Genomic DNA, 24,402 nt, shown 5'->3' on the forward strand with positions numbered 1-24,402 from the left:
GCCGCGCATGCCTCGACTGACGCTGGACCGTCTCGAGAAGCGATACGGCGAGCATCTCGCCGTCGCCTCGGTGTCCCTTCGCATCACCGACGGCGAATTCGTCTCGCTCCTCGGACCCTCGGGCTGCGGCAAGACGACCATCCTGCGGATGGTGGCGGGGCTGATCGAGCCTACTTCCGGCCGCATCCTGATCGACGAGCGCGACGTGACGCGGCTGCCGCCGAACAGGCGCAACATCGGACTGGTCTTCCAGTCGTACGCGCTGTTTCCCCACATGACGGTCTTCGAGAACGTCGCCTTCGGCCTGCGCCGGCAGGGCATCGACGGCGATGCGCTGAAGCGCCGCGTCGAGGAAGCCCTGGCGAGCGTTCGCCTCGCGGGCCTTGGAAACCGATTCCCGCGCCAGTTGTCCGGTGGCCAGCAGCAGCGCGTGGCGGTCGCACGTTCGATCGCGCCGCGGCCGAGCATCCTCCTCTTCGACGAGCCGTTGTCCAACCTCGACGCCGCGCTGCGGGACGAGATGCAGATCGAGCTGAAGCGGCTGCAGCGCGAAGTCGGGATCACGACGCTGTTCGTCACGCATGACCAGGCCGAGGCGCTGTCGATGTCCGATCGCGTGTGCGTCATGGCCCATGGACAGGTGCAGCAGTTCGCCACGCCGGAGGAGATCTACCATCGGCCCGCCACCGGCTTCGTGGCCAGCTTCATCGGTCGGCCGAACCGGCTGAGCGGCCGGCTGGCGCACGTCAATGGGCAGGGTGGGGAGGTCGAGCTCCCGGGCGGGCTGCGCCTGCCGTTCGGTGCGGCGGGCGGGCTGCCGGTGGGCAGCACGGTCGACATCGTCGTGCGTCAGGAGGACATCCGCATCGCCACGGAGAGCACCGAGGGCCATGCCGGCCAGGTCGCCCTGCGTTCCTTCGTCGGCTCACGGGTGCAGTACGTCGTGGCGCTCGCCGGCGGCGTGGAGCTGATCGTCGAGGCGCCCACCAACGGCCCGGACGCGAGGCTCGAGCCCGGCGCGTCCATCCGTGTCGCGGTCGATCCGCGCCATGTCTACGTGAGTGCCGCGGCATGAGCATCAAGAGCAAGCCCGCCGGCGTGGCGCTCGTGTCGCCCCTGCTGCTGGTCCTGCTGCTGGTCTTCGCGGCGCCGGTGCTGCTGATGCTGCCGCTCAGCCTGCGCGAGTACGTGCCCGGCACCGGCATCACGGACCGCTGGACGCTCGAGAACTACACCCAGATCTTCACCGACGACTACTACCGCGAGGTCGTGGTCCGAACGCTGGAGCTCGGCTTCGGCGTCACGCTGATCTGCCTCGTGCTCGGCTATCCGCTCGCCTACTACATGGCGCGCGCGACCCCGCGCATGCGGTTCGCGCTCACGATGCTCGTGATCTTTCCGATGCTGCTGAACCTGGTGGTGCGCTCCTTCGGCTGGATCGCGCTGCTTGCCAATCGCGGGCTGGTGAACAACCTGCTGGTGGACATGGGCCTGATCGAGCGCCCCATCAAGATGATGTTCAACCTCACGGGGCTGCTGCTGGGCATGTCGCACATCTTCCTGCCCTTCATGGTCCTGATGCTGGTGCCCGTGATCCAGGCCATTCCGCGTGACGTCCAGAACGCGGCCTACACGCTCAGCGCCAGCCGGCCGCGGGTGTTCTGGTCGGTGACGCTGCCGATGACCGCGCCCGGCATCCTGTCGGGATCGATCCTCGTCTTCGTGCTCACGATCAGCGCGCTGGTCACGCCGCGGATGCTGGGCGGCCCGACCTACAAGGTGATGGCCACGCTGATCTACGACGACTTCCTGCAGACGCTGGAATGGCCCAACGGCGCGGCCCTGGCCTTCACGCTGACGGCCATGACGCTCGTCATCATCGGGCTCTCGAGCCGGATCCTCAAGCGCTGGAGCGGTGGCGCATGAATGCCGAAGGCAGGCCGGGCTGGGTCCTGGCAACGGTCTCCATGGCCGTCATCGTGTTCCTGCAGATCCCGGTCCTCGTGGTCGTGCTGGCGGCCTTCAGCAAGACGGCCTATCTGACGATCCCGCCGCAGGGTCTCACGCTGCACTGGTTCGAGGTCGTGCTCACCGACGCCGACTACCTGGGCGCGGCATGGACCAGCCTCTGGCTCGCGCTGGCCTCGACGGGCGGGTCACTGGTGCTCGGGCTGGCGGCGGCCTACGCGCTGCACCGCAAGTTCGTCCCGGGCTCGGAGATGCTCACCTCGTTGCTGATGGCGCCGCTGGTGCTGCCGTCGGTGGTGCTCGGTGTCGCCTTGCTGCAGTACTACACGCTCACGGGCATGCGCGGCTATTCGGCGGGCCTGTGGATCGCGCACGTCGTGATCACCGTTCCCTATGTGGTGCGTGCGAGCTTGGCCGGGCTGTCGGCGGTCGACCCGTCCCTGGAGGACGCGGCGCGCGTGCTGGGCGCCGACGGGCCCACGGGCTTCCGGCTCGTCACCCTGCCGCTCGTGAAGCCCGGCCTGGTGGCCGGAGGACTGTTCGCATTCATTACCTCGCTCGACAACGTGCCGGTCACGGTATTCCTGCTGTCGGCGAGTCAGAGCACGCTTCCCGTGAAGATCTTCACCTCGGTCGAGCATGGCGTCGACCCCGGCATCGCGGCCGTGTCGACGCTGCTGATCGCCGCCACCGGCGTGGTGCTGGTGCTGGCGGAGCGCTGGACGGGATTTCACAAATACGTTTGACCGCAAGGAGTGCCGCGATGCCGGTGACAAGCAAGGGCTTCCCGTTGATGTTGACCTTCGATCTCGACGCCGAGACCATGTGGACGGCGCGCGACCCCGCCTACGCCAGGCGCCCGATCCTGATGTCGCAGGGGGCCTACGGATGGAAGGTGGGCATGCCGCGTGTGCTGAAGCTGCTCGAACGCTACGGCGTGCACGCCACCTTCTTCATCCCCGGATGGGTGGCCGAACGCAACGAAGCCCTGGTGAAGGACGTCGTCGCGCGCGGCCACGAAGTGGCCCACCACAGCTACAGCCACCGCTGGATCGTCAACATCTCGCCGGAAGAAGAGCGCGAGGAGATGGAGCGGGGCATGGAAGTGCTCACGCGCATCACCGGACATCGTCCGCGGGGCTGGCGCTCGCCGGCGGCGGAGTTCAGCGACATCACGCTGGACCTGATCGAGGAATACGGCTTCGACTATTCGTCGAACTTCTTCGATGACGATTCGCCCTACCTGCTGGAGATCGGCGGACAGCGCACGAACATCGTCGAACTGCCGTTCCGCTGGGTGCTCGACGACGCGCCGTTCTGGCAGTACTCGATCGTCCTGCCCGGCCGCACGCTGCAGGCGCCCTCGGCCGTGCTGGAGGCGTGGAAGAGCGAGTTCGACGTGCTCCATGCCGAGGACCGCATGATGATGCTCGGCATGCACCCCGAGATCATCGGGCAGCCCTCCCGGATCAAGGTGCTCGAGGGCCTGATCGAGCATGCCCTGGCACAGCCGGACGTCTGGATCGACCGCTGCGACAGGATCAGCGACGACATGCGGCCCCGGCTGCAAGAGGCGGCGCAGAAATGACGGGCGTCGAGGGCCGCGCCTTCTTCGTCACCGGCGGGGCCAGCGGCATCGGGCTGGCGGTGGCACGGCTTGCATTGCAGCGGGGTGCGAAGGTCTGCGTCGTGGACCGCGACGGCGACGCGTTGATGCGGGCGGCGCAGGCACTGGGCAGCGACGCCCAGGCCGTCGCCTGCGATGTCGCGGATGCAGCCCGGGTCAACGAAGCCGTGGCGCTGGCGGCGGCCCGGCTTGGGCGGCTCGACGCGGTCGTGAACGCGGCCGGCGTGGACCACCTGACGCCGCTCGATCGCATCGCCGACGAGGACTGGGCGCGCACGCTCGCGGTCAATCTCACCGGGCCGATGCTCGTCTGTCGCGCGGCGGTGCCGCATCTGCGGCGGGCTGGCGGCGGCACCATCGTCAACGTCGCGTCGGCCGCCGGGCTGGTCCCGCTGCCGGGCCGCAGCGCGTACTGCGCGACCAAGGCCGGCGTCATCATGTTCGGCAAGGCACTCGCCATGGAACTGGCGGCCGACGGCATCCGCGTCAACGCCGTGTGCCCGGGCGCGGTGGATACGCCGCTGCTGCGCACCAGCTACGAGGATGCGGACGACGCATCCGCTGCGCTCGAGGCCATCCGGCAGCGCTATGCACTGCGCCGCGTGGCCCGACCCGAAGAGCTCGCCGAGGCGGTGCTCTACCTCAGCAGCCCCGCATCGAGCTACGTCACGGGCACCGCCCACGCGGTGGACGGCGGGCGCAGCTTCCACTGAGCCACCGCGGGAGTTCGACATGCATGCACGATTTCAGGACCGCGTGGTCGTGGTCACCGGCGGCGGCCAGGGCATCGGTGCGGCGACGGCGCTGCGCTTCGCGCACGAGGGCGCCCGCGTGGCCGTCATGGACCTCGACTGCAAGGAGGTCGCCGGCCGCGTGGCGCTCGCCTTCGATGGCGATTGCACCGACGCCGGCAAAGTCGCGGCATTCTTCGACCAGTTGGAAGCCGGGCTGGGGCCGGTGGATGTGCTGTTCAACAACGTGGGTCAGAGCGCGCGTGACAAGGGCGGCCCGTTCGCGGCATCCGAGGAGAGCACCTGGCGCTTCGTCCTCGAGGTGTCGCTGCTCACCACGATGCGCGCCTCGCGCCGCATCGCCCCGGGCATGTGCGAGCGTGGTCGCGGGCGCATCATCAACATGAGCAGCGACGCAGCCTTCGTCGGGGACGCCGGTCTCGCCGACTACGCCTCCGCCAAGATGGGCATCGTCGGTCTGACGCGCGCGCTGGCGCGCGAGTTGGCGCCGCAGGGCGTGACCGTGAATGCCGTCTGTCCCGGTGCGATCCGCACCCGTGCGCACGACCAGCTGAAGCCCGAGGTGCTCGACCGCATCCGCGCCGGCACGCCCGCCGGCTTCGTCGGGGAGCCTGCGGACGTGGCGGCGCTCGTGGCCTTTCTTGCCAGCGACGAAGCGCGTTTCATCACCGGCCAGACGATCCTCGTCGACGGTGGCCGCTGGATGCTCTGAACAAAGGGGAACATGCATGACCGACCTGGCCGACCTGAGCGCGCGCGAACTGGCGTCGCGCATCCGTCGCAAGGAAGTGTCGCCCGTCGAGGCGGTGCGCGCGGCGCTCGCGCGCATCGAGGCGCGGCGCGAGCTGAATGCCTTCATCACCGTGACCGCCGACCTGGCGCTCGATGCGGCCCGGAAGGCCGAGCAGCAGGTGATGGCCGGGGCCGCGCTGCCGCCGCTGCACGGCGTCCCGTACTCGGTGAAGGACCTCACGCTGACGGCCGGCGTCCGCACCACGATGGGCTCGCTGCTCTACGAGCAGTTCGTGCCGCAGGAGGATGCACTGCCGGTGGCGCGCGCCAAGGCGGCCGGCACGATCCTGATCGGCAAGACCACGACGCCGGAGTTCGGCCACAAGCAAGGCGCTGACGCGCCGATCTTCGGCCGCACGCTGAATCCGGTCGACCCACGCTTCACCTGCGGGGCGTCGAGCAGCGGGGCGGCGGTCGCAGTCGCCGCAGGCATGGGTCCGATCGCGCTGGGAACCGACGGCGGCGGCTCGATCCGCATCCCGGCCTCGTGCTGCGGCATCGTCGGGCTCAAGCCGACGCTCGGCCACGTGGCGAACCTGCAGCCGCCCGACCTGTTCGCGGCCAACTCCTATGTCGGACCGATGGCGCGCGATGTTGCCGGCACGGCGCTGCTGTACGAGGCGATCCGGGGCGGCGACGGGCGCGACCCGTACGGACAGGCACCGACACCGTCCGGCAGGGCCGTGCCGATGGCCTTGCACGGACTGCGCGTCGCGTGGCTGCCGCGCTGCGGCAACCGGCTCGATCCGGAAGTCGAGGCGGCAAGCACTGCGGCGGTGCGCCTGATGGAGCGCGAAGGAGCGATCGTGGAAACGGTCGAGCTCGACTTCGTGTCGCTCGAGCGGCATTTCCTCGTCGTGCTCGAATCGGTTCTTGCGGCACGCATCGGCGATCAGCTCGAACGCTTCGAATCCCGGATCGATCCGTCGCTTGCGGGTGCGGTGCGCCGCGGTCGGGAACACAGCGCAGTCGCGCTCCACGAGGCGGGATTCGCGCGCACCCGCTGCTTTGCTGAACTGCAGGCCCTGTTCGAGCGCTTCGACGTGCTGGTCTCGCCCACGGTCTCGGCGCCGCCGCTGCCGGTCGAGCAGGATCCGAACGGCAGCGTCGAGATCGCCGGCGAGCCGGCCGGCACGATCCGCGGCGCATGGTATCCCTACACCTATCCCATGAACCTCACGGGCCACCCGGCGCTTTCGATGCCTTGCGGCAAGAGCCGCCTGGGCCTGCCGATCGGCTTGCAGCTCGCGGGGCGCTGGCATGACGATCGCTTCCTGCTGGGCATCGCGGCACTGCTCGAAGCCCGGTTGGGTCAGGTTGCTTCGCCCGACCCACTCCTTTGAGATGACCGACCGGCGAGCTGGGTGACGCTTGCACGAAACGCGCGCGGAGAGCATCCGCAAGTACGGCTGAACACCTTGCTGAAATGAGCAGGGTCCTCGTAGCCGAGCAATTCGCCCACCGCTGCAACACTCGCGGTGGTGTAGGCAAGTTGTCTTCGCGCCTCGCGCATGCGGCGGGCATCCACCAGACGCGACACCGGCAGGCCGGTGGCGCCGCGGGCAACGCGGCTCAGATGGGCGGGCGTCACGCCCAGGGCCTGCGCATAGTCACTGACTCGCCACGCGGAGGCGAACTGCCGCTCGAGCAGCGCTTCGAAGCGGCGCAGGACCCGCGATCCCCCCAGATCGCTGTCGCGGGACGAAGCCTCCACCAAAGCCTTGCCGGCCAGTGCCAGCACGGCCGTGCCCAGGCCGGTGAGGAGCAGCGATCGTCCCGAAGCGCCATCGTCGCCGTAGGTCTTCCAGAGCAAGGTGAAGAGCGAAATCAACTGTGACGCGACGACCGCTTTCACCGGAATCGCAACGGCGCGTGCGAGCGATTGACGCAGCATCGGCTCGTGGGCCAGCTGCTGCGCCACGAGCTCATCGGGCAGGCTCAGAACCCAGCCCTGGGTGCCAGGCGAAAACGAAAAGGCGTGCACATCGCCGACCGGCACATTGACCAGGGTGTGCCTGCCCAGCGCCATCGAATCGGACTCCAGCCACGCCTTGCCGGAGCCTTCCCGCAACAGCAGCAGCTGGTGCAGGCGCGAATGGCGGTGCGAGGCCAGTTCCCAGCTGTGCAGCACCGAGCGTGCGGCAATCGTCTCGCAATGCAGCACGTCGGGGAGCTGGCTCGCCTCGCCGAAGAGCCCATACGAGTGGATGGAGCTTGCATGTGAACCCGGTGCGCGCATGATGTTCGAATCGTACAAGTACTGACCCGATGCAGCCATTCCGCGAGCGGCCTGCAAGTCCTAACGTATGCCCCGTGCCGATCCCCGGCGCGACACTACCAGGAGACTTCCCGTGAAAACCCAAGTTTGCATCATCGGCGGCGGCCCTTCGGGTCTGCTTCTCTCCCAGCTGCTCGATCTGAAGGGCATCTCGAACATCGTGCTGGAGAAGCACAGTCGGGAGTACGTACTGGCTCGTATTCGAGCGGGTGTCCTGGAGCACGGATTCGCCGAGCTGATGCGGGAGGCCCAATGCGGCGAGCGGATGGACCGGGAGGGCGAGATTCATCATGGTTTCTTCATCTCGCACGATGGCCGCCTGGATCGGATGGACCTGCACAAATACTCCGGCGGGCATTCGGTGATGGTCTATGGCCAGACCGAGCTGACGCGCGATCTCTACGAGGCACGCGATCGTGCCAAGGGGCAAGTGATTCATGACGCCCAGGATGTGCAGCCGCACGATCTGGACACCGATGCACCATGGGTGACCTATCGCAAGGGCGACGACGTGGTCCGCGTGGATTGCGAATTCGTGATCGGAGCCGATGGCTACCACGGCGTGAGCCGCAAGTCGATCCCCGCCGACGTCCTGCGGGAATACGAGAAGGTCTATCCCTTCGGCTGGCTGGGCGTGCTGTCGCGCACCAAGCCGGTCTCTCCGGAACTGATCTACGCCAAGCACGAGCGCGGCTTCGCGCTGTGCTCCATGCGCTCGCAGGTGCTCAGCCGCTATTACATCCAGGTGCCGCTCTCGGACACCGTGGAGGCCTGGTCGGACGAACTCTTCTGGGCCGAGCTCAAACGCCGGCTCCCGGCCGAAGTCGCCGAGCGCCTCGTGACCGGTACCTCGATCGAAAAGTCGATCGCGCCGTTGCGCTCCTTCGTGGCCGAGCCGATGCGCTGGGGGCGTTTGTTCCTGGCGGGCGACGCCGCGCATATCGTGCCGCCGACGGGCGCGCGCGGGCTGAACACCGCTGCCTCGGACATCCACTACCTCTACCATGCGATGGTCGACCACTACCTCAAGGGCGACTCCTCGGGCCTGGACAACTACTCGGCCAAGGCGCTCGCCCGCGTGTGGAAGGCGCAACGCTTCTCGTGGTGGATGACCACCATGCTGCACACCTTCCCGCAGAACAGCGGCTACGACAACGAGTTGCAGAAAACCGAGCTCGAGTACCTGCTGTCGTCCGACCGGGCCAAGGGGGTGCTGGCCGAGAACTATGTGGGGTTGCCGTTCTGATGGCCGATCGACGTCCGGCTCGCTTCAGCGACTGAGCCACTCGATGAGCGCCTGGGACACCGCCGCGGGCTGTTCCATGGTGCTCATGTGCCCGCTGTCCTCGATCACGACCAGCCGGGAGCCTGGGCGCATTTCGTGCATGCGCTCGTGGCGCGCCGGGGGACTCCAGGCATCCTGGCGACCGCACAGGATCAACGTGGAGCAGCGCAGGGCAGAGAGAACCGGCGCTGCATCGGGGCGATCGAGCAAGGCCTGAATCTGCGCTGCAAAGAGGGCGGGCGTGCAGCGCCCGATCATCTCGAGGATCTCGGCGAATACGGGTGTGTCCACGTGGTCTTCATGGACCATGCCACGCGCCCATTTCTCCCCCATCTTGCGCATTCCTTGCTCTCGCGCGATCTGAAGCAAGGCCATGCGCTGGTCCCGTTCGCGGATGCCGGCCTCTCTGTCGGGGAGCGGATCGATGCCGGTATCCAGCAAAGCCAGTCGTTCGACACGCTCGGGGGCGGTTCTCATGATCTCGAGTGCCACGCGCCCGCCCATGGAGTGTCCAGCCAGGCTGAATCGCTCGGACGGCACGCCCGCGAGCACGCCACGCGCCATGTCTCCGATCGAGCTCGCCGTGCCATAGGAGGGAATGAAGCAGTTCGCCGGCGCCAGTGCCGAACGCTGGCGCTGCCAGACGGTTTCATCGCAGAGCAGGCCGGGCAAGAGAACGACGCAGGTTTGACTCATCGAAGCACCTTCAGAAATCGAGTTCGGAACGTAGGTAGCATCGATTCTCCAGGACGCCGCTATCAGGAGCGAAACGTGAAAGACACCCTTGTCAGGCCGATCCAGCGAACCGACCGCGAGCAATGGCTGCCTTTGTGGAGCGGCTACAACGCCTTCTACGACCGGGCAGGAGAGACGGCGCTGGCGCCGTCGATCACAGAGACCACATGGGAGCGATTCTTCAGCCCGCTGGAGCCGGTGTTCGCACTCGTCGCGGAGGTCGATGGAAAAGTGGTGGGGATCGCCCACTACCTGTTTCATCGCAGCACGACAAGAATCGAGCCCGTGTGCTACCTCCAGGATCTGTTCACCGATCCCGAAGCGCGTGGTCGAGGTGTCGGGCGGGCCTTGATCCAGGGTGTCTACGAGCAGGCAGGCGAGGCGGGAGCCCGACGGGTCTACTGGCAAACCAAGGCCACGAACGAGGCGGGGCGGGCGCTCTATGACCGTGTGGCCAGGCACATCGGATTCATCGTGTATTCACACGAGTTGCCATGAAGCGCCGACCCCCGAAGCGGTCGAAGGCGCCTGACAGGCGGGCTGGCGTGTTTGTTATCTTTGGTATTACATTCTCGGCACGCCCAGCTTTCCTGGCTTCCGACAACTTTTCGGGGGTGCCATGAGAATTCAGTCCAGTTTCCGCTCGCCGCGCATGCAGCGGCTGCAGTTCAACGAGGATCCTGTGGACGTCAGGGACCGATACGAATGGACGCTCAGCTACCTGGAGCAGGAATACCCGGTCATCGACCCGGATTCGAGCGAATACAACGAGCCATTGATGTTCGAGGTGTATCGGCGGTTGAAGGGGCTCGTGATGAACGGCCTGCCGCCCGCGCGGGCCTTGGAATTGGCGGCCTCCGAGGTGCTGCGCCCGCTCTCGCACTGATCCCGGCCTCGCGAGCCGCGGATTCACCGGCGCGCGGAACCCTTCACCATTCGCACCGAATCCCCGTGAAGAGCACGGCGTTGAGGCGGCTGCGCGCGCCGGGTTCGATGCCGTAGACGATGGTCTGATGCGCGATGAGGGTGCCCTGGAAGCCGAGTTGTGGAAGTCATGTGCAAAGGCTGGCAGGACGCCTTCCAGGATCTGTCGCAATGCGGCCAGGACCGTTGCAGTCAGTCCCGGCAGGATGGCTCCAGGCCCACAATGGCGTGCACATGCTGCTCGTCTATCGATACCTGTTTCCGGCCATGTGGCTCGGTTGGGCGCTCTACTGGTGGGCGATGTCGCGGAGCGTCAAGCCAACGGTGCGCCACGAGTCGGTTCGCTCGCGGCTATTGCACATCGTTCCACTCGCGGTGGCCATGGGTCTGCTGTGGCTTCCAAGAGCGCTATTGCCTCTACTCGGAGAACGCATTCTTCCTCGCGCCGCATGGACCTTTTGGATTGGGGCGGCAGTCACCCTGGCGGGGCTGTTGTTCAGCGTATTGGCGCGCGCCTATCTGGGCGGGAACTGGAGCGGTACGGTGACGGTCAAGGAGAACCACGAACTCATCACCCGTGGTCCCTACAGCGTTGTCCGTCATCCGATCTACACGGGCCTGCTGCTGGCGATCTTGGGCACCGCTTTCGCACGCGGCGACCTCGCGGGCGTCGCCGCAGTTGCGCTGGCCTTTTGGGCTTTGTGGCGAAAACTGAACATCGAAGAGCGCTGGATGCGTGAGCAGTTCGGTGAAAAGTATTTGACTTACAGCCAGCGTGTCGCCGCCCTTGTCCCGTTTCTTTTGTGAGTCGCGGGCAGCAGTCTGTGGCCTGATTCGACATCACAGAAGGCAGAATCGATCCGATCGCAGTCAGGGCGCAGGCAGCTTCGAGTGCCTGGAACCACTAAGCTTGCGGTCTTTTGCAACTGAAGAGAAGAAAGGGCCAGTCTCATGGCAAATAGTTACGCAGAGATTCGGAAGAAGATTGCCGCACTGCAGAAAGAAGCAGACAGCGCTTTGGCGAGGGAAGTGGCCGGAGTCGTTGAACGCATTCAGGTGGCAATTGCTCATTACGGTCTGACGCCCGAGCAGCTCTTCGGAAAGACTGCGAGGAATCGCAATAAAGAACGTGTCGCCAAGGTTCAGGTGCAGAAGAAGCAAGGCTCAATTGCATACGGCGACGGGCAAGGCAACACCTGGGGCGGCTGGGGAAAGCGCCCCACTTGGCTGCGTGAGGCCTTGGCTGCCGGGAAGAACCTGGAGGACTTTCAACTGACCGCCCCAGCGACGAAGCCTGCCACCAGGAAGAAGGCGCAGAAGCGGCGGCCGTCGAGTGTTCTCTACAGCGACGGCGCGGGTCGTTCGTGGACCGGTCGGGGCCCGCAACCGCGCTGGCTCAAGGAAGCCATCGCGCAAGGAAAGACGCTGGAGGAAATGCGCAGCTGACGGGCCGACTGAGCTACAGGCCCGCGTGTCCTCGGTACATCCATGAACGATCTCGAACTGAAGGTGCCGCCACCCGTCGTTGCGCTGGTCCTGGCAGTGGCCATGTGGGCCGTGTCGCGGTTCACCCTTGTGTTCGAGGTGGATGCTGCGCTGCGCGTCCCTGTGGCGGCCGCCATCGCCCTCGCTGGCGGTGCGTTCAGCGCAGCAGGCGTTGCCGCGTTTCGACGTGCCGAGACGACCTTGAACCCGATGAAGCCGGACGCTGCCTCGTCGCTGGTCACCGGCGGCATCTATCGCGTGACTCGCAATCCGATGTACGTCGGCTTGCTCCTGGTGCTCCTCGCATGGGCTGCGTTCCTGTGCGCGCCGTGGGCACTGATCGGACCGGCGGTATTCGTGGCCTACATGAACCGCTTCCAGATCGCACCCGAGGAGAGGGCTCTCCTGTCCATGTTCGGCGACGGCTATTCAGCCTACAGGGCCAAGGTTCGCCGCTGGCTGTAAGCCTGCAAATGCGGCCCGGTGCGCGCGAAGGGGCGCTGAATGCGCACGTGACCCGGTCACTCGATCTTCAGGTGGGTGTCGGCGATGATCTTCCGATGAAGCGCGATGTCTTCACGGATCGCCTGGGCCATCCGGTCCGGCGCGCCACCAGCGGGATTGACTCCCATGTCGCCCAGGGTCTTGCGCAGGCCGGCGTCCGCCAGCGCCGTATTCATCGCCTTGTTCAGGCGATCGATCGCCGGGGCTGGCGTGCCGCACCGGAGCGTGCAGGTTGGCGGCGATGCCCAGCGCCGGATCGCGCGCGGCCAGCGCCTCGCCCACGAAGCCGGCGGCACCGGTGACCAGTACACGGGTCAATGAGCTGACCTCGCGCGCAGCGGCGCTTCGGGATTCGCCTCCGGAACGGCCGCGCGGCTCATGCCGCGCTCTTCCTTTCGAACGGCACGAAGCGCACCTCGATGGCGCCGAACACCGACTGGCCCGCACCGTCCAGCACCTCGAATCGCAACTGCTCGCCGAACTTCAGGAAGCCGGTGCGGGCCTCGCCGTGGGCGAGCGTCTCGATGGCGCGGCGCTCGGCCAGGCAGGCCGAGCCCACCTGTTCGTAGCCCTTGTTCGACACCGTGCCGGAGCCGAGCACGAATCCGGCGCCCAGCCGGCGGTTGTAGGCGATATGGGCGATCATCTCGCCGAAGCCGAAGTCCATCTCCCGGCCGTTGGGATGGCCGAACCACTCGCCGTTGCGCGAGACCTTCATGTCCAGGTGGACGCGGCCGTCCTTCCAGGCATCGCCGAGTTCGTCCGGCGTGACGGCCACCGGCGCGAAGATGGTGGCCGGCTTCGCCTGCACCAGCCCGAAGCCCATCTGCAGCTCGCGGAACAGGTGGCCGCGCATGCTCACGTCGTTCAGGATGGTGACCAGGCGCACATGGCCCAGCGCCTCGGCCGGCGTGGCGCCCATGGGCACGTCGTCGGTGATGACGGCGAATTCGCCCTCGAAGTCGCACTGGTCCGCCTCGGCGGGAAATTCATAGTCATCGCGGGGACCGCGGAAATCGTCGCCCTGGCGCGGCACCAGCACCGCCACGCCCGGCGTCTTCTTGACCGTCAGGTTGTAGGCGCGCTCCATGATGTCGCCGTGGTTGAGGAAGGCCGAGGCGTCCACGAACTGGTGGCTGCGCGGCAGCGGGGCCATGGCCTGACCGGGATCGAAGGCAAACGCGTCTCGCGCCTGGCCGGCGTTGAGCGCGTCGTACAGCTTCTGCAGGCCGGGCTCGGCCGCGCTCCAGTTCTCGATGGCTTCGCGCATCGTGGCGGCCACGGGCGCCGCGTCGACGGCCTTGGCAAGATCGCGCGAGACGACCACGAGACGGCCATCGCGCCGGGCATTCTTGAGGGTTGCGAGTTTCATGCAGAGGGTCTCCGGTGTGGGATTCAGACAAGGGGGCGGCCGCCGTCGACAGGGAGCACGGCGCCGGTGGTGAAGGGCAGATGGGTGGCGCAGGCCAGGACGGCCAACGCCACTTCCTCGGGGTTGGCCAGCCGGCGCAACGGGGTGCGCTCGGCCTGAAGGTCGCGCCAGTCCGGATCCATCGACTTGACGAACTCGGTATCCGCGAGGCCGGGTGAGACCGATACCACCCGCACCTGCGGCGCAAGGGCGCGGGCAAGCGACCGGGTCATGTTGTCCAGCGCGGCCTTCGAGGCGCAGTAGGCGACGTTGCTGCCCATGGCGGTGACGGCCGCGATGGAGGAGATGTTGACCACCAGCCCGGGAACGCTCGCGGCGCGCAGCAGCGGCAGCATCGCGCGCACCATCGCGAAGGGGCCGCGCACGTTGGTGGCCAGCACCTCGTCGAACAGGGCGTCGTCGAGTGCGTCCAGCTCGGCATGGGGCACGAAGCGCGTCGTGCCGGCGCAGTTGACGAGGATGTCGCAGCGGCCGTATTCGGCACCCATGACGCTGGCGGTGCCCGCCAGGGAAGCGCTGTCGGTCACCGGCGCGGCCACGGCAAGATGGCGCGCGCCGCCCAGGCGCGGCAGCGAAGCCGCCAGCGCCTGCGCAGCCTCGGCCGACCGGTTGTAGCCGACGGCCACCGAGGCGCCGGCCTCGGCCAGCGCGCGGCAGATGGCCGCGCCCAGGCCGCCGGCACCCCCGGTCACGAGGGCCGTGCGGCCCGCGAGTGGCAAAGCCGTGGTCATGCGACCCCCGACAGACGCCGCACGCGGATGTCGGCCTGCTCCTTGTGGCCGGCCAGGTGCTCGAGCGCGCACAGGCGCGAGCACACCTCGCCGATGGCTACCGAAGCCTCGTCGGTCAGCACCCGCTGGTAGGTGTGGGTCTTGATGAACTTGCCGACCCACAGGCCGCCGGTGTAGCGGCCCGCGCCGCGCGTGGGCAGCGTGTGGTTGGTGCCGATGACCTTGTCGCCGTAGGAGACGTTGGTCCGCGCGCCGAGGAACAGGGCGCCGTAGCGCGTCATGCGCTGCAGGTACCAGTCCGGGTCGCGCGTCATCACCTGCACATGCTCCGAGCACAGCCGCTCGGCCTCGGCCAGTGCCTCCTCGTCGCTGTCGCACAGGATGATCTCGCCCCAGTCGCGCCAGGCGCTGCCGGCCACCGCAGCGGTGTCCAGCCGGCCCAGCACGCGCTCGATGGCGGCGGGCAGTTCCGCCGCGATGCGGCGGCTGGTGGTCACGCACCAGGCGGGCGAGGTGGGGCCGTGCTCGGCCTGGCCCAGCAGGTCCACCGCCACCAGTTCCGCATCCACGCTGTCGTCGCAGATCACCAGCGTCTCGGTCGGACCGGCGAACAGGTCGATCCCGACGCGCCCGAAGAGCTGGCGCTTGGCCTCGGCCACATAGGCGTTGCCGGGTCCGACGATCATGTCCACCGGTGCGATGCTGTCGGTGCCCAGGGCCATCGCGGCCACCGCCTGCACGCCGCCCAGGCAATAGATCTCGTCCGCGCCGGCCAGGTGCATGGCGGCCACGATCTCGTTGCACGGCTTGCCCTCGAAGGGTGGGGCGCAGGCGATCACGCGCGGCACGCCGGCGACCTTGGCGGTCAGCACGCTCATGTGGGCCGAGGCGATCAGCGGGTACTTGCCGCCGGGGATGTAGCAGCCGACCGAGTTCACCGGAATGTTGCGGTGGCCCAGCACCACGCCCGGCAGCGTCTCGATCTCGACGTCGTGCATCGAGCTCTTCTGGATCTGGGCGAAGCGGCGGATCTGGGCCTGTGCGAACCTGATGTCCGCCAGGGCCTGCGCCGACAGCGCGGCGATGCAGGCGTCGATCTGCGCCTGGCTCAGGCGAAAGGCGGCCGGGCTCCACTGGTCGAACTTTGCGGAGTAGTCGCGGACCGCTTCGTCTCCGCGCTGCTGGACGTCGCCGAGGATGGTCTCGACGGTCTGGCGCACCTGGGCGTCCTGGCCGTCGCGGGTGCGGCGCGTGGCCTCTGCAGTCTTGATGTGCTGGATCATGGTTGAGTGGACAGTGAGGAAGAGGAAAAGGCGGGCCTCAGGGCGCGAGCAGCGCGGCCGTGTCGGGGGTGTTCCTCAGCACCGGTCACGAGGGCGGCCTGACCGTCCAGGCGGGTCAGTTCGTTCAGCACGGAACGCCTTCTCACCAGTGGCTCAGCGGCAGGCCGGCCACCGGCGAGCGGAAATACGGCAGCGTGGTGCCATGCAGGCTGCCCAGGTACACCGTGCGCAGGTCGGGCCCGCCGAAGGTCAGGCTGGCCATCCAGGGCGCCAGCGTGCCGTGCGTGGCGGCCATGAGCTCGGGCGTGAGGGTGCGGGCCTGGTAGTGGCGGTTCAAGGTGGCCGTCGCCTCGGGGTTGGAATCGTCCAGCAGCGTGAGCACCACGGCTGCATGCGCGTGGTGACGGTCAGCCAGACACGGCCCCGGCTGTCGCGGGTGACGAAGTTGGCTTTGCCGAGCGGGCGGCCGTCGATTTCCGTGTAGAGGGTGCGCAGCACGCCCTCCCGGGTCATCGCCTCCACATGGTCGGTGCCCCAGTTGGCGATCAGCAGGTCTCCGTTCGGCAGGAAGCACATGCCGTTCGGGAGTGAGCCTTGGGCCTGCACGTAGCGATCGTCGAAGGAGGCCGCCTCGGCAGCCGCAGCAGCGTGCGCCACGCGCGGCGTGATCAGGGTCTGGGAGCCGTCTGGCGCGATGCGCATGGCGCCGCCTCGTGCATCGGCCGTCCACAGGGTGCCGTCGCGCTCGGCCAGCACGCATTCGGGGCGCTGCAGGTCGTGGCCGATGGTGCGGATGGCGGCGCGGTCCACCTGCCAGCCGATGAGGGGGTTGCGGGTCTTCGGGTCGTTCATTCGGTCTGTCTCCGGGACGCGACTCTAGGGACCCTGCACGCATTGCAGAAATTGATTTGTAAGATTCGAGGTATCGGCCCAACGAATAGATCCATGCGCCTGAATCGACTCGACCTGAACCTCCTGGTGGCCCTGGACGTGCTGCTGGACGAGAAGAACATCACCCGCGCCGCGCAGCGGCTGAACCTCAGCCAGCCTGCCGCCAGCGGGGTGCTGGCCCGGCTGCGCGACTACTTCGGCGACCCGCTGCTGATGCAGGTCGGCCGCGCCATGCGCCTGACTCCGAAGGCCGAGGAACTCAAGGCCCCGGTGCGCGACGTGCTGCTGACCATCCGGTCCACCATTGCCGTCCCGCCGGGCTTCGACGCTGCCACCAGCCGGCGTCATTTCCGCATCATCGCGTCCGACTACCCGATCAGCGTGCTGCTGGCGGAGGCGGCCCGGCGCATGGGGGACGAGGCGCCCGGCGTCACGCTGGAGATCGTGATGCCGTGGGACGAGGTGCAGGACGCCATCGTGCGCGGCGAGGTCGACATGCTGATCATGCCGCGCCAGTACCTGGCGCCGGGCCATCCCAGCGAGGCGCTCTACACCGAGAGCTACAGCTGCGTGGTGTGGGCCGGCAACACGCAGGTGGGCGACAGCCTGACGCTGGAGCAGTACATGTCGCTCAGCCACGTCACGACCATGTTCGGCAGCCGGCGCCAGCCCAGCCTGGAGGAGTGGTTCCTCAAGAGCAGCGCGCTGGCACGCCGCATCGAGGTGACCACCAGCAACTTCAACACGCTGCCGCTGTTCGTGCTGGGCACCCACCGCGTCGCCACCATGCACACGCGGCTGGCCCAACTCTTCGCACGGACGCTGCCGCTGCGCATCGTGCCGCTGCCGCTCGACTTTCCCACCATGGTGTGGTGCATGCAGTGGCCGCGGCACCTGAGCGCCGACCCGGCGCATCAATGGTTCCGCGGCGTGCTGATGGCCGCGGCGACCGCAGCGGATGCGGGGGCCAGCGTGCCGGATCGCCTGTGGGGTGAGCTGGCATCCGACAAGGCCTAGCAGCGTCCGCGCAGGACCGGGCGGAGCTGGGAGCCGGACCGGTAAGAATTTGTTGCTAAAGTTGTCCGCGCCATGGGACGACAAACTGGAGCGCTGCGGTGGCGCCTGCTAACACTGATCTTCGCTGTCTTGGGACTCGGATGGAGCGTCTCCGCCCATGCCCTGACGCTGGTTGAAAAAGCGGCGCTCACGCTGACGTTGAACGGGCAAGCGCCGGCGTCCGACGCCAAGCCGGAGGTCGTCACCCTGCCTTACCACTGGGATCAACGCCAGGGTGCAGTCGATGGCGAGGCGCGGTTTGCGTTCGAGTTGCCGGCCGGCGATCCCGATGCGCCGGCCGCGCTGTTCGTCTCGCGCCTGGGAAACAGCTTTCGACTGTCGGTCGACGGCCAGGAACTGGCGCGTTTCGGCGCCATGCCGCCGGGGCCGTACGACGATGCTTCATTTGCGCCGCAGTATTTCGTGCTCCCTCCCTCGGCGTCGGCGCGGCGCGTCGAGGTCGTCATCGCGGCGCAGGCTGCACGCCAGGGCGGGCTGTCGCCGATCGTGGCGGGCAGCGTGGACGAGATTCGTCCCTTGTATGAACGCGCCGAGTTCTGGCAGATCAGCGGCGGCCGCTTCATCGCCATCGTGAGCGGCGTGCTGGGCGCGCTGTCGCTGCTGGTGTGGCTGCGCCAGCGCGAATCCATCTACCTCTACTACGGGCTGGGCGAGCTGTTGTGGTCCGTGCAGACGGTGCGCGTGCTGTTCACGCACGCGCCGCTGCCCTGGCCCTGGTGGGGCGTGGTGCCGCTGGCGGCTTTCCAGGCGGCGATACCGCTGTTGTGTCGCTTCGCACTGGCCGTCGTGGGACGGGACCATACCCGCCTGGCGCGCTTCCTGGGCCTGATGGCGTGGTTCGCGCCGGTCGCGGCGGCGCTGGGCATCATGGTCCCCTGGCTGTGGGTGATGCCGCTGTGGCATGTACTGAACCTCGTGGTCGGCCTGGCGATGATGGTCACGGTGCTCGGCGTGGCGCGGCGCAGCGCCGTGCTGGAGCACCGCGTGCTCGCCGTGGCGGTGGTGCTGGTCGTACTGTGCGGCGCGCGCGACACCTGGGTGATGCGCTCCTCGCCCCAGGCCTACGAGATGGTGCCGTGGATCCGCTTCGCCTGGGTTGGTTTCGCTATCTCGCTGGGCTGGGTCATCGCCGAGCGCATGCGCAAGGACGCCCGGGCGATGGCGCAGATGAACGCCTCGCTGGAAGCGGAACTCGCCCAGCGCAACGCCGCGCTGGAGGCCGCTTTCGCCCGGGAACGCGAGGGGGAGAAGGCGCGCGGCGCACTGGAGGAGCGTCAGCGCGTGATGCGCGACCTGCACGATGGTCTCGGTGCCCAGCTCGTGGGTCTGCTGCGGATGGCCCAGCAGCCCGGGACGGCCCGCGAGGACGTCACGTTGCACCTGCGCGACGCCGTGGACCAGCTCAAGCTCACGGTGGACGCCATGCATGACGGCGAGGGTGATGTGGCTTCAGCCCTGGGCACCGTGCGATACCGGCTCGCGCCGCGCCTGCAGGCCGCCGGCATCGACCTGCACTGGGACGTCAGTGCGCTGCCGCCGATGACCGGCTGGAGCGTGGCTGAATCCCATCAGATGCAGATGCTGCTGTTCGAGGCCTTCTCCAACATGATGACGCACTCGGCGGCAACGCGGGCCACGCTGAATGCACGACAGGTGCCCGCCGGCGGCGCGGATGGCGCGCAGGTCGAGGTCGTCGAGGTCGAACTGTGCGACAACGGCCGCGGCTTCGACATGAACGCGGTGTCGGCCGGCAGAGGACTGGCGAACATGCGCACGCGCGCCGCGGCTCTCGGAGGCAGCCTCACGCTGCACTCACGGCCTGGGGAGACCCGCCTGCGCTTGCGTCTGCCGGTGCCGGCGGCATTGCGATAGCCATCGCATGGAGTGAAGGGGACTCCTCGGTCCTTGTCATACTCGCCTCCCCACGACAAAAAGGAAATCTATGTCTGCAAGCGGTTTTCATGTGCACGGCCCGCACGACCACGAACTCGAGCACGCTGGTGCGCATGGCGACGCCGAATCAGCTTCGACACAGACTGGCCACAGAAGCATGACCAGTCAGATCGCCGTATGGACGGCTGTCATCGCCACCGTAGGAGCGATATTCGCGTACATGGGAGGACTCACCCAAGCCAATGCGGGCCTCTACAAGAACAACGCCGGCATGAAGAAGACCGAGGCCGCAAACCAGTGGAACTACTTCCAGTCGAAGAGCACGAAGCAGTCTCTTGCCGAGTTCGCCAGGGACATGTCGCCCGACGAACGCAAGCCAGACTGGCAGACCAAGGTTTCGCGCTACGAGCAGGAGAAAGCCGAAATCATGCGCGTCGCGCAAAAGCTCGAGGCAGAGGCAGCCGACTGGGACCAGAAGTCGGAGGCGCAAATGCACCAGCATCATCGCTGGGCGCAGGCGACCACGGCACTGCAGGTCTCCATCGCCCTGGCGGCCATGGCGTTGCTGACCAGAAGAAAGTGGCTGGAGTGGGGCATGCTCGCAGTGGCCGGCCTCGGCGTGGTCGTCGGCGCTCTGGCGGCCATGCACATCTGAGCGCGGCGCGAGCCCCTTGAACGCTGGGGACCGACGACCGGCGCCGGCGATGGTCCTGTCTCCGTACCTGGTGCAAGCCTGATGCAAGCGGTCTGACCGGGCGCAGGCGCCGTGGTACTTGCATGTGCGTGCACGCGGAGTAGCATGTGCGTCAGATTGACATTCGATTGCCATATCGGAGGGTTCCATGGAACTCAAGACCGCGCGTCTGACTGTGCTCGTCGATCCGAACAAGAAAGCGGCGTTCGAGCGCCTGTGCGAGCAGCAGGACCTGACGCCGTCCCAGGTCGTGCGTCGCCTGATCCGCGACTACCTGGCTCATCACGGGGTGAGCTACCAGCCCAGCGGCATCGCCGACGAGCTCTACGCCACCGAAGAAACCAGGGCGCCCGCGAAGCGGGGACGCCGCGCGCCCAAGGCCTGAAGTCATGGGCCTCGCGGTGACACCGGCCGGCTGGCTCGTCATCGACTGGATCCTGGCGGTCGTGCTGGGCTGGCTCGCGGTGGGGGCCGTGGGCGTGGCGAACCTGCACCGGCTGGCATTCGTCGCGCGGGTGCTGTTCCCCGCCGGCGGGCTGCTCGGGCTCGCGCTCGCGGGCCTGGCTGTCGCGGCCTTGCTCGGCACGCCCGAGGGCGCCGTCCTGCCGATCGGCCTGCCGGGCCTGCCGCTGCACCTGCGGCTGGACAGCCTGGCGGCGTTCTTCCTGCTGATCCTCGGCACCGCGTCGGCCGGCATCTCGATCTTCGCGGCCGGCTACTTCCGCCGCGGGGAAGGCACGCCGCCCGGCCTGCTGTGCCTCGAGTACCACGTCTTCCTGGCCAGCATGGTGGGCGTCGTCCTGGCGGCCGATGCCTACGGCTTCATGGTGACCTGGGAGACCATGGCGCTCTCGTCCTACTTCCTCGTCACCGCGAACCACCGCGTCCCCGAGGTGCGGCGCGCCGGCTACCTGTACCTGACGATGGCGCACATCGGCGCGATCGCGATCCTGCTGTGCTTCGGCGTGCTGCAGGCGGGCACCGGCGACTACACCTTCGCCAACATGCGCGCGCAGCAGCTCTCGCCGTTCTGGGCCTCGATCGCCTTCCTGCTCGCGCTGTCCGGTTTCGGCGCCAAGGCCGGCATCGTGCCGCTGCACGTCTGGCTGCCCGAGGCCCATCCCGCCGCGCCGTCGCCGGTGTCGGCGCTGATGAGCGGCGTGATGCTCAACACCGCGATCTACGGCCTGCTGCGCGTCGCCATGGACCTGCTGCACCTGCGGCTGTGGTGGTGGGGCGCGCTGCTGCTCGCCGCGGGCCTGTTCACGGCCCTGTACGGCGTGATCTTCGCGGCCGTGCAGACGGACATGAAGCGGCTCCTGGCCTATTCGTCGATCGAGAACATGGGGCTGATCTTCGTCGGCATGGGGCTGACGCTGGTCTTCGCGGGCTATGGCATGGCGCCGATGGCGGCGCTGTCGCTGACCGCCTCGCTCTACCAGGTCGCCAGCCACGCTCTGTTCAAGAGCCTGCTGTTCCTCGGCACGGGCAGCGTGCTGCATGCCACGGCCGAGCGCAGCCTCGGCAAGCTCGGCGGCCTGCTGCGCACCATGCCCTGGGTGGGCTGGTTCACGCTGCTGGGCGTGCTGGCCAGCGCGGGCCTGCCGCCGCTGGGCGGCTTCGTCTCCGAATGGCTGCTGCTGCAGAGCTTCCTGTTCGCGCCCGGGCTGCCAGTGTCGCTGCTCACGATGCTGATCCCGGTGGTCGCCGCGATCATCGCGCTGGTGGCCGCCCTGGCCGGCTACACGATGGTCAAGTTCTTCGGCGTGGTGTTTCTCGGCCTGCCGCGCGAGGAGAAGCTGGCCCACGCGCACGACGCGGGCACGTATGAGCGCATCGGCATGGGCTGGCTGGTGGCGGGCTGCCTCGCGCTGGGCCTGCTGCCCGTGCCCTTCATCACGCTGATCGATCCGGTGACGCGGCAGCTCGCGGGCGCCGGGCTGGCCGAGCGCGTCGCGGCCCACGGCTGGCTGCTCGCGCCCAACGGCATCGAGCAGGCGAGCTATGGGCCGGTCGTGTTCCTGCTCGGCATCCTGGCCAGCTTCCTGCTGGCCTTCGCCCTGGTGCGCCGCCTCTATCACGGTCGCGTGCGCCACGGCAGGGCCTGGGCCTGCGGCTTCCCCTGGGGGACCGCGCGCATGCAGGACACCGCCGAAGGCTTCGGCCAGCCGATCCGCCAGATCTTCGAGCCCTTCTTCCTCATGCGGCGCGAGTTGCCGACGCCGTTCGACGACGAGCCGCGCTACAAGGTCGAGCTGGAGGACCGCTTCTGGCGCTGGCTCTACCTGCCGATCGCCGATCTGGCCGGCGCCATCGCGCGACTGGTCGGCCTGATGCAGCAGGGCCGCATCGCGGTGTATCTGCTCTACAGCTTCATCACTCTAGTGGCCACGCTGCTGGCCGTCATGCGCTGACAACGAGGCCCGATGTCATGACCTGGTCCGGCGTCCTCTCGCAGCTGCTGGAGATCGTGCTGGCGATCGCGCTCGCGCCGATGCTCACGGGCTGGATCAACCAGTGGCGCGCATGGCTGCAGAACAAGTCCGCGCCGAGCCTCTGGCAGCCCTACCGGATGCTGCACAAGCTGTTCGTCAAGGAGTCCGTGGTCGCTGACAACGCGTCGCGCCTGTTCCGCGTGGCGCCGTACATCGTGTTCGGCTGCATGGTGCTCGCGTGCGCGATCATCCCCACGCTGTCGACCGACCTGCCGCTGGCGCCGGCCGCCGACGCGATCGCGCTGGTCGGGCTGTTCGCCCTGGCGCGCGTGATCATCTCGCTCGCGGCGATGGACATCGGCACCGCGTTCGGCACGCTCGGCGCCCGCCGCGAGATGCTGATCGGCTTCCTCGCCGAGCCGGCGCTGCTGATGGTGCTGTTCTCGGCCTCGCTGGTCTCCAAGTCGACCTCGCTCACCACCATCGTCGAGACCCTGGCCCACCGGGACCTCGCGATCTATCCCGGCATGGCCTTCGCGGGCGTGGCCTTCACGATGGTGTCGCTGGCCGAGAACGCGCGCGTGCCGGTCGACAACCCGGCCACCCACCTCGAGCTGACGATGATCCACGAGGCGCTGATCCTCGAATACTCGGGCCGCCACCTGGCGCTCATCGAGTGGGCCACGAGCCTGAAGCTCTTCGCCTATTCGTGCATCGGCCTTGCACTGTTCTTCCCCTGGGGCGTGGCCCAGGCGCGGGCGCCGCTGGAGATGCTGCTGGCGCTGCCCGTGCTGGCCCTGAAGCTCGCGATCGGCGGCTTCCTGCTCGCCTTGCTCGAGACCGTGTCGGCCAAGATGCGGATCTTCCGCGTGCCGGAGTTCCTGGCCGCCGCCTTCCTGCTGGCGGTGATCGGCATGCTGGTCCACCTGCTGCTCGCACGCTGAGGGACGCACCATGAATGCGCTGCTCATCCAGTTCGTCGACCTGCTCGGAGCGCTGCTGCTGATCCTGGCCTTCGCGATGATCGCGCAGCGCCGCATCCTGTCGCTGGTCCACCTGTTCACCGCCCAGGGGGCGACGCTGGCGCTGGCCACCGCGGTGGTGGGCTACGTCACCCACCAGCCGCACCTGTACCTGTCGGCCGGCCTGACCGTGCTCCTCAAGGTGCTCCTGATCCCGTGGCTGCTGCACCGGGTGATCGTGCGGCTGGACATCCGGTGGGAGCTCGAGAGCCTGATCAACATCCCGACGACCATGCTGATCGGCATCCTGGTGGTCATCTTCGCGTTCAACCTCGCGCTGCCGATCTCCCGGCTGTCGGGCGCGCTGGCCAGCGGCACGCTGGGCATCGCGCTGGCCTGCGTGATGCTGTCCTTCCTCATGATGATCACGCGCGCGAAGGCGGTGCCGCAGGTGATCGGCTTCCTCTCGATGGAGAACGGGCTGTTCTTCGCCGCCACCTCGGCCACCTACGGCATGCCGATGGTGGTGGAGCTGGGCATCGCGCTGGACGTGCTGATCGGCGTGCTGATCCTCGGTGTCTTCATGTTCCAGATCCGCGAGCAATTCGACAGCCTGGACATCCACCACCTCGAACAACTCAAGGAGGACTGAAA

At 67.7% G+C, this 24,402-nt stretch carries 28 protein-coding genes; 20 read left to right on the forward strand and 8 right to left on the reverse strand.

All coding sequences use genetic code 11. The annotated features are described in order from the left end of the window. Positions 1 to 7 precede the first annotated feature (7 nt). Genes VAR608DRAFT_RS09710 through VAR608DRAFT_RS09740 form a run of 7 tightly spaced genes read left to right on the forward strand, consistent with a single transcriptional unit; the run spans position 8 to position 6,482 of the window. Entirely contained in the window at positions 8 to 1,075 is a 1,068-nt protein-coding gene (locus VAR608DRAFT_RS09710; protein ID WP_088953885.1) for an ABC transporter ATP-binding protein, read from the forward strand. Next, positions 1,072 to 1,926: an ABC transporter permease gene (locus VAR608DRAFT_RS09715; RefSeq protein WP_088953886.1), complete on the forward strand. Its 855-nt coding sequence runs from the start codon at positions 1,072 to 1,074 to the stop codon at positions 1,924 to 1,926. Before VAR608DRAFT_RS09710 ends, VAR608DRAFT_RS09715 begins: the two co-directional genes overlap by 4 nt. After that, positions 1,923 to 2,714, forward strand: a complete 792-nt coding sequence (locus VAR608DRAFT_RS09720) for an ABC transporter permease (protein ID WP_088953887.1) — start codon at positions 1,923 to 1,925, stop codon at positions 2,712 to 2,714. Before VAR608DRAFT_RS09715 ends, VAR608DRAFT_RS09720 begins: the two co-directional genes overlap by 4 nt. A 17-nt stretch (positions 2,715 to 2,731) precedes the next feature. Continuing rightward, entirely contained in the window at positions 2,732 to 3,556 is an 825-nt protein-coding gene (locus VAR608DRAFT_RS09725; protein WP_088953888.1) for a polysaccharide deacetylase family protein, read from the forward strand. Further along, positions 3,553 to 4,308 carry an SDR family NAD(P)-dependent oxidoreductase gene (locus VAR608DRAFT_RS09730; RefSeq protein WP_088953889.1) on the forward strand — a complete coding sequence of 252 codons (756 nt, stop codon included), beginning with the start codon at positions 3,553 to 3,555 and terminating at the stop codon, positions 4,306 to 4,308. The genes VAR608DRAFT_RS09725 and VAR608DRAFT_RS09730 overlap by 4 nt, the downstream gene beginning before the upstream one ends. A gap of 19 nt (positions 4,309 to 4,327) precedes the next feature. Further along, on the forward strand, positions 4,328 to 5,059 hold the full coding sequence (locus VAR608DRAFT_RS09735) for an SDR family NAD(P)-dependent oxidoreductase (protein WP_088953890.1): 732 nt from the start codon (positions 4,328 to 4,330) through the stop codon (positions 5,057 to 5,059). A gap of 16 nt (positions 5,060 to 5,075) precedes the next feature. Continuing rightward, entirely contained in the window at positions 5,076 to 6,482 is a 1,407-nt protein-coding gene (locus VAR608DRAFT_RS09740; protein WP_088953891.1) for an amidase, read from the forward strand. Here the strand turns inward: VAR608DRAFT_RS09740 and VAR608DRAFT_RS09745 are convergent. Beyond that, on the reverse strand, positions 6,452 to 7,396 hold the full coding sequence (locus VAR608DRAFT_RS09745) for a helix-turn-helix domain-containing protein (protein WP_231973387.1): 945 nt from the start codon (positions 7,394 to 7,396) through the stop codon (positions 6,452 to 6,454). The two genes, VAR608DRAFT_RS09740 and VAR608DRAFT_RS09745, sit on opposite strands and share 31 nt — an antisense overlap. A 94-nt stretch (positions 7,397 to 7,490) precedes the next feature. On the opposite strand from VAR608DRAFT_RS09745, the gene pobA reads away from it, so the two are divergent. Then, positions 7,491 to 8,663: a 4-hydroxybenzoate 3-monooxygenase gene (pobA, locus tag VAR608DRAFT_RS09750; protein ID WP_088953892.1), complete on the forward strand. Its 1,173-nt coding sequence runs from the start codon at positions 7,491 to 7,493 to the stop codon at positions 8,661 to 8,663. A gap of 24 nt (positions 8,664 to 8,687) precedes the next feature. Here pobA and VAR608DRAFT_RS09755 read toward each other — a convergent pair whose 3' ends face one another. Then, complete coding sequence (locus tag VAR608DRAFT_RS09755) at positions 8,688 to 9,398, reverse strand: alpha/beta fold hydrolase (protein WP_088953893.1); 711 nt, start codon at positions 9,396 to 9,398, stop codon at positions 8,688 to 8,690. Between the two features lie 75 nt (positions 9,399 to 9,473). On the opposite strand from VAR608DRAFT_RS09755, the gene VAR608DRAFT_RS09760 reads away from it, so the two are divergent. The 5 genes from VAR608DRAFT_RS09760 to VAR608DRAFT_RS09780 all read left to right on the forward strand — a co-directional run bounded on the left by VAR608DRAFT_RS09760 (position 9,474) and on the right by VAR608DRAFT_RS09780 (position 12,311). Next, positions 9,474 to 9,935 carry a GNAT family N-acetyltransferase gene (locus tag VAR608DRAFT_RS09760; RefSeq protein ID WP_088953894.1) on the forward strand — a complete coding sequence of 154 codons (462 nt, stop codon included), beginning with the start codon at positions 9,474 to 9,476 and terminating at the stop codon, positions 9,933 to 9,935. 121 nt (positions 9,936 to 10,056) lie between these two features. After that, complete coding sequence (locus tag VAR608DRAFT_RS09765) at positions 10,057 to 10,323, forward strand: hypothetical protein (protein WP_157730782.1); 267 nt, start codon at positions 10,057 to 10,059, stop codon at positions 10,321 to 10,323. A 272-nt stretch (positions 10,324 to 10,595) separates the two neighbouring features. Continuing rightward, on the forward strand, positions 10,596 to 11,168 hold the full coding sequence (locus VAR608DRAFT_RS09770) for a methyltransferase family protein (RefSeq protein WP_088953896.1): 573 nt from the start codon (positions 10,596 to 10,598) through the stop codon (positions 11,166 to 11,168). Between the two features lie 144 nt (positions 11,169 to 11,312). After that, positions 11,313 to 11,807: an H-NS family nucleoid-associated regulatory protein gene (locus VAR608DRAFT_RS09775; RefSeq protein ID WP_088953897.1), complete on the forward strand. Its 495-nt coding sequence runs from the start codon at positions 11,313 to 11,315 to the stop codon at positions 11,805 to 11,807. 42 nt (positions 11,808 to 11,849) lie between these two features. Beyond that, positions 11,850 to 12,311, forward strand: a complete 462-nt coding sequence (locus VAR608DRAFT_RS09780) for a methyltransferase family protein (RefSeq protein ID WP_088953898.1) — start codon at positions 11,850 to 11,852, stop codon at positions 12,309 to 12,311. A 56-nt stretch (positions 12,312 to 12,367) separates the two neighbouring features. On the opposite strand, the gene VAR608DRAFT_RS38360 is transcribed toward VAR608DRAFT_RS09780, so the two are convergent. From VAR608DRAFT_RS38360 to VAR608DRAFT_RS09800, 6 genes are all read right to left on the reverse strand, one after another. Then, on the reverse strand, positions 12,368 to 12,526 hold the full coding sequence (locus tag VAR608DRAFT_RS38360; protein ID WP_157730783.1) for a hypothetical protein: 159 nt from the start codon (positions 12,524 to 12,526) through the stop codon (positions 12,368 to 12,370). 200 nt (positions 12,527 to 12,726) lie between these two features. Further along, positions 12,727 to 13,722: a fumarylacetoacetate hydrolase family protein gene (locus VAR608DRAFT_RS09785; RefSeq protein ID WP_088953899.1), complete on the reverse strand. Its 996-nt coding sequence runs from the start codon at positions 13,720 to 13,722 to the stop codon at positions 12,727 to 12,729. Between the two features lie 23 nt (positions 13,723 to 13,745). Continuing rightward, complete coding sequence (locus VAR608DRAFT_RS09790; protein ID WP_088953900.1) at positions 13,746 to 14,513, reverse strand: SDR family NAD(P)-dependent oxidoreductase; 768 nt, start codon at positions 14,511 to 14,513, stop codon at positions 13,746 to 13,748. Continuing rightward, positions 14,510 to 15,796: a histidinol dehydrogenase gene (gene hisD / locus VAR608DRAFT_RS09795; RefSeq protein ID WP_088953901.1), complete on the reverse strand. Its 1,287-nt coding sequence runs from the start codon at positions 15,794 to 15,796 to the stop codon at positions 14,510 to 14,512. Before hisD ends, VAR608DRAFT_RS09790 begins: the two co-directional genes overlap by 4 nt. A 142-nt stretch (positions 15,797 to 15,938) precedes the next feature. Further along, on the reverse strand, positions 15,939 to 16,133 hold the full coding sequence (locus VAR608DRAFT_RS37900) for a hypothetical protein (protein WP_231973389.1): 195 nt from the start codon (positions 16,131 to 16,133) through the stop codon (positions 15,939 to 15,941). After that, on the reverse strand, positions 16,130 to 16,648 hold the full coding sequence (locus VAR608DRAFT_RS09800) for a hypothetical protein (RefSeq protein ID WP_231973392.1): 519 nt from the start codon (positions 16,646 to 16,648) through the stop codon (positions 16,130 to 16,132). Before VAR608DRAFT_RS09800 ends, VAR608DRAFT_RS37900 begins: the two co-directional genes overlap by 4 nt. Before the next feature lie 93 nt (positions 16,649 to 16,741). Here VAR608DRAFT_RS09800 and VAR608DRAFT_RS09805 point away from each other — a divergent pair, with 93 nt between their 5' ends. The 7 genes from VAR608DRAFT_RS09805 (at position 16,742) to VAR608DRAFT_RS09835 (ending at position 24,400) form a co-directional block, all read left to right on the forward strand. After that, on the forward strand, positions 16,742 to 17,704 hold the full coding sequence (locus tag VAR608DRAFT_RS09805; RefSeq protein ID WP_088953902.1) for a LysR family transcriptional regulator: 963 nt from the start codon (positions 16,742 to 16,744) through the stop codon (positions 17,702 to 17,704). Positions 17,705 to 17,833: 129 nt separating this feature from the next. Next, positions 17,834 to 19,636 carry a sensor histidine kinase gene (locus tag VAR608DRAFT_RS09810; RefSeq protein WP_088953903.1) on the forward strand — a complete coding sequence of 601 codons (1,803 nt, stop codon included), beginning with the start codon at positions 17,834 to 17,836 and terminating at the stop codon, positions 19,634 to 19,636. A 70-nt stretch (positions 19,637 to 19,706) separates the two neighbouring features. Then, positions 19,707 to 20,312, forward strand: a complete 606-nt coding sequence (locus VAR608DRAFT_RS09815) for a DUF4337 domain-containing protein (RefSeq protein WP_088953904.1) — start codon at positions 19,707 to 19,709, stop codon at positions 20,310 to 20,312. Positions 20,313 to 20,499: 187 nt separating this feature from the next. Beyond that, complete coding sequence (locus tag VAR608DRAFT_RS37905; protein WP_231973394.1) at positions 20,500 to 20,736, forward strand: ribbon-helix-helix protein, CopG family; 237 nt, start codon at positions 20,500 to 20,502, stop codon at positions 20,734 to 20,736. A 4-nt stretch (positions 20,737 to 20,740) separates the two neighbouring features. Next, on the forward strand, positions 20,741 to 22,765 hold the full coding sequence (gene hyfB / locus VAR608DRAFT_RS09825; protein ID WP_088953905.1) for a hydrogenase 4 subunit B: 2,025 nt from the start codon (positions 20,741 to 20,743) through the stop codon (positions 22,763 to 22,765). Positions 22,766 to 22,782: 17 nt separating this feature from the next. Next, on the forward strand, positions 22,783 to 23,730 hold the full coding sequence (locus VAR608DRAFT_RS09830; RefSeq protein WP_088953906.1) for a respiratory chain complex I subunit 1 family protein: 948 nt from the start codon (positions 22,783 to 22,785) through the stop codon (positions 23,728 to 23,730). A 10-nt stretch (positions 23,731 to 23,740) separates the two neighbouring features. Continuing rightward, positions 23,741 to 24,400: a formate hydrogenlyase gene (locus VAR608DRAFT_RS09835; protein WP_088953907.1), complete on the forward strand. Its 660-nt coding sequence runs from the start codon at positions 23,741 to 23,743 to the stop codon at positions 24,398 to 24,400. Positions 24,401 to 24,402: the final 2 nt, after the last annotated feature.

Source organism: Variovorax sp. HW608 (assembly GCF_900090195.1).
Classification (GTDB): Bacteria; Pseudomonadota; Gammaproteobacteria; order Burkholderiales; family Burkholderiaceae_C; genus Variovorax.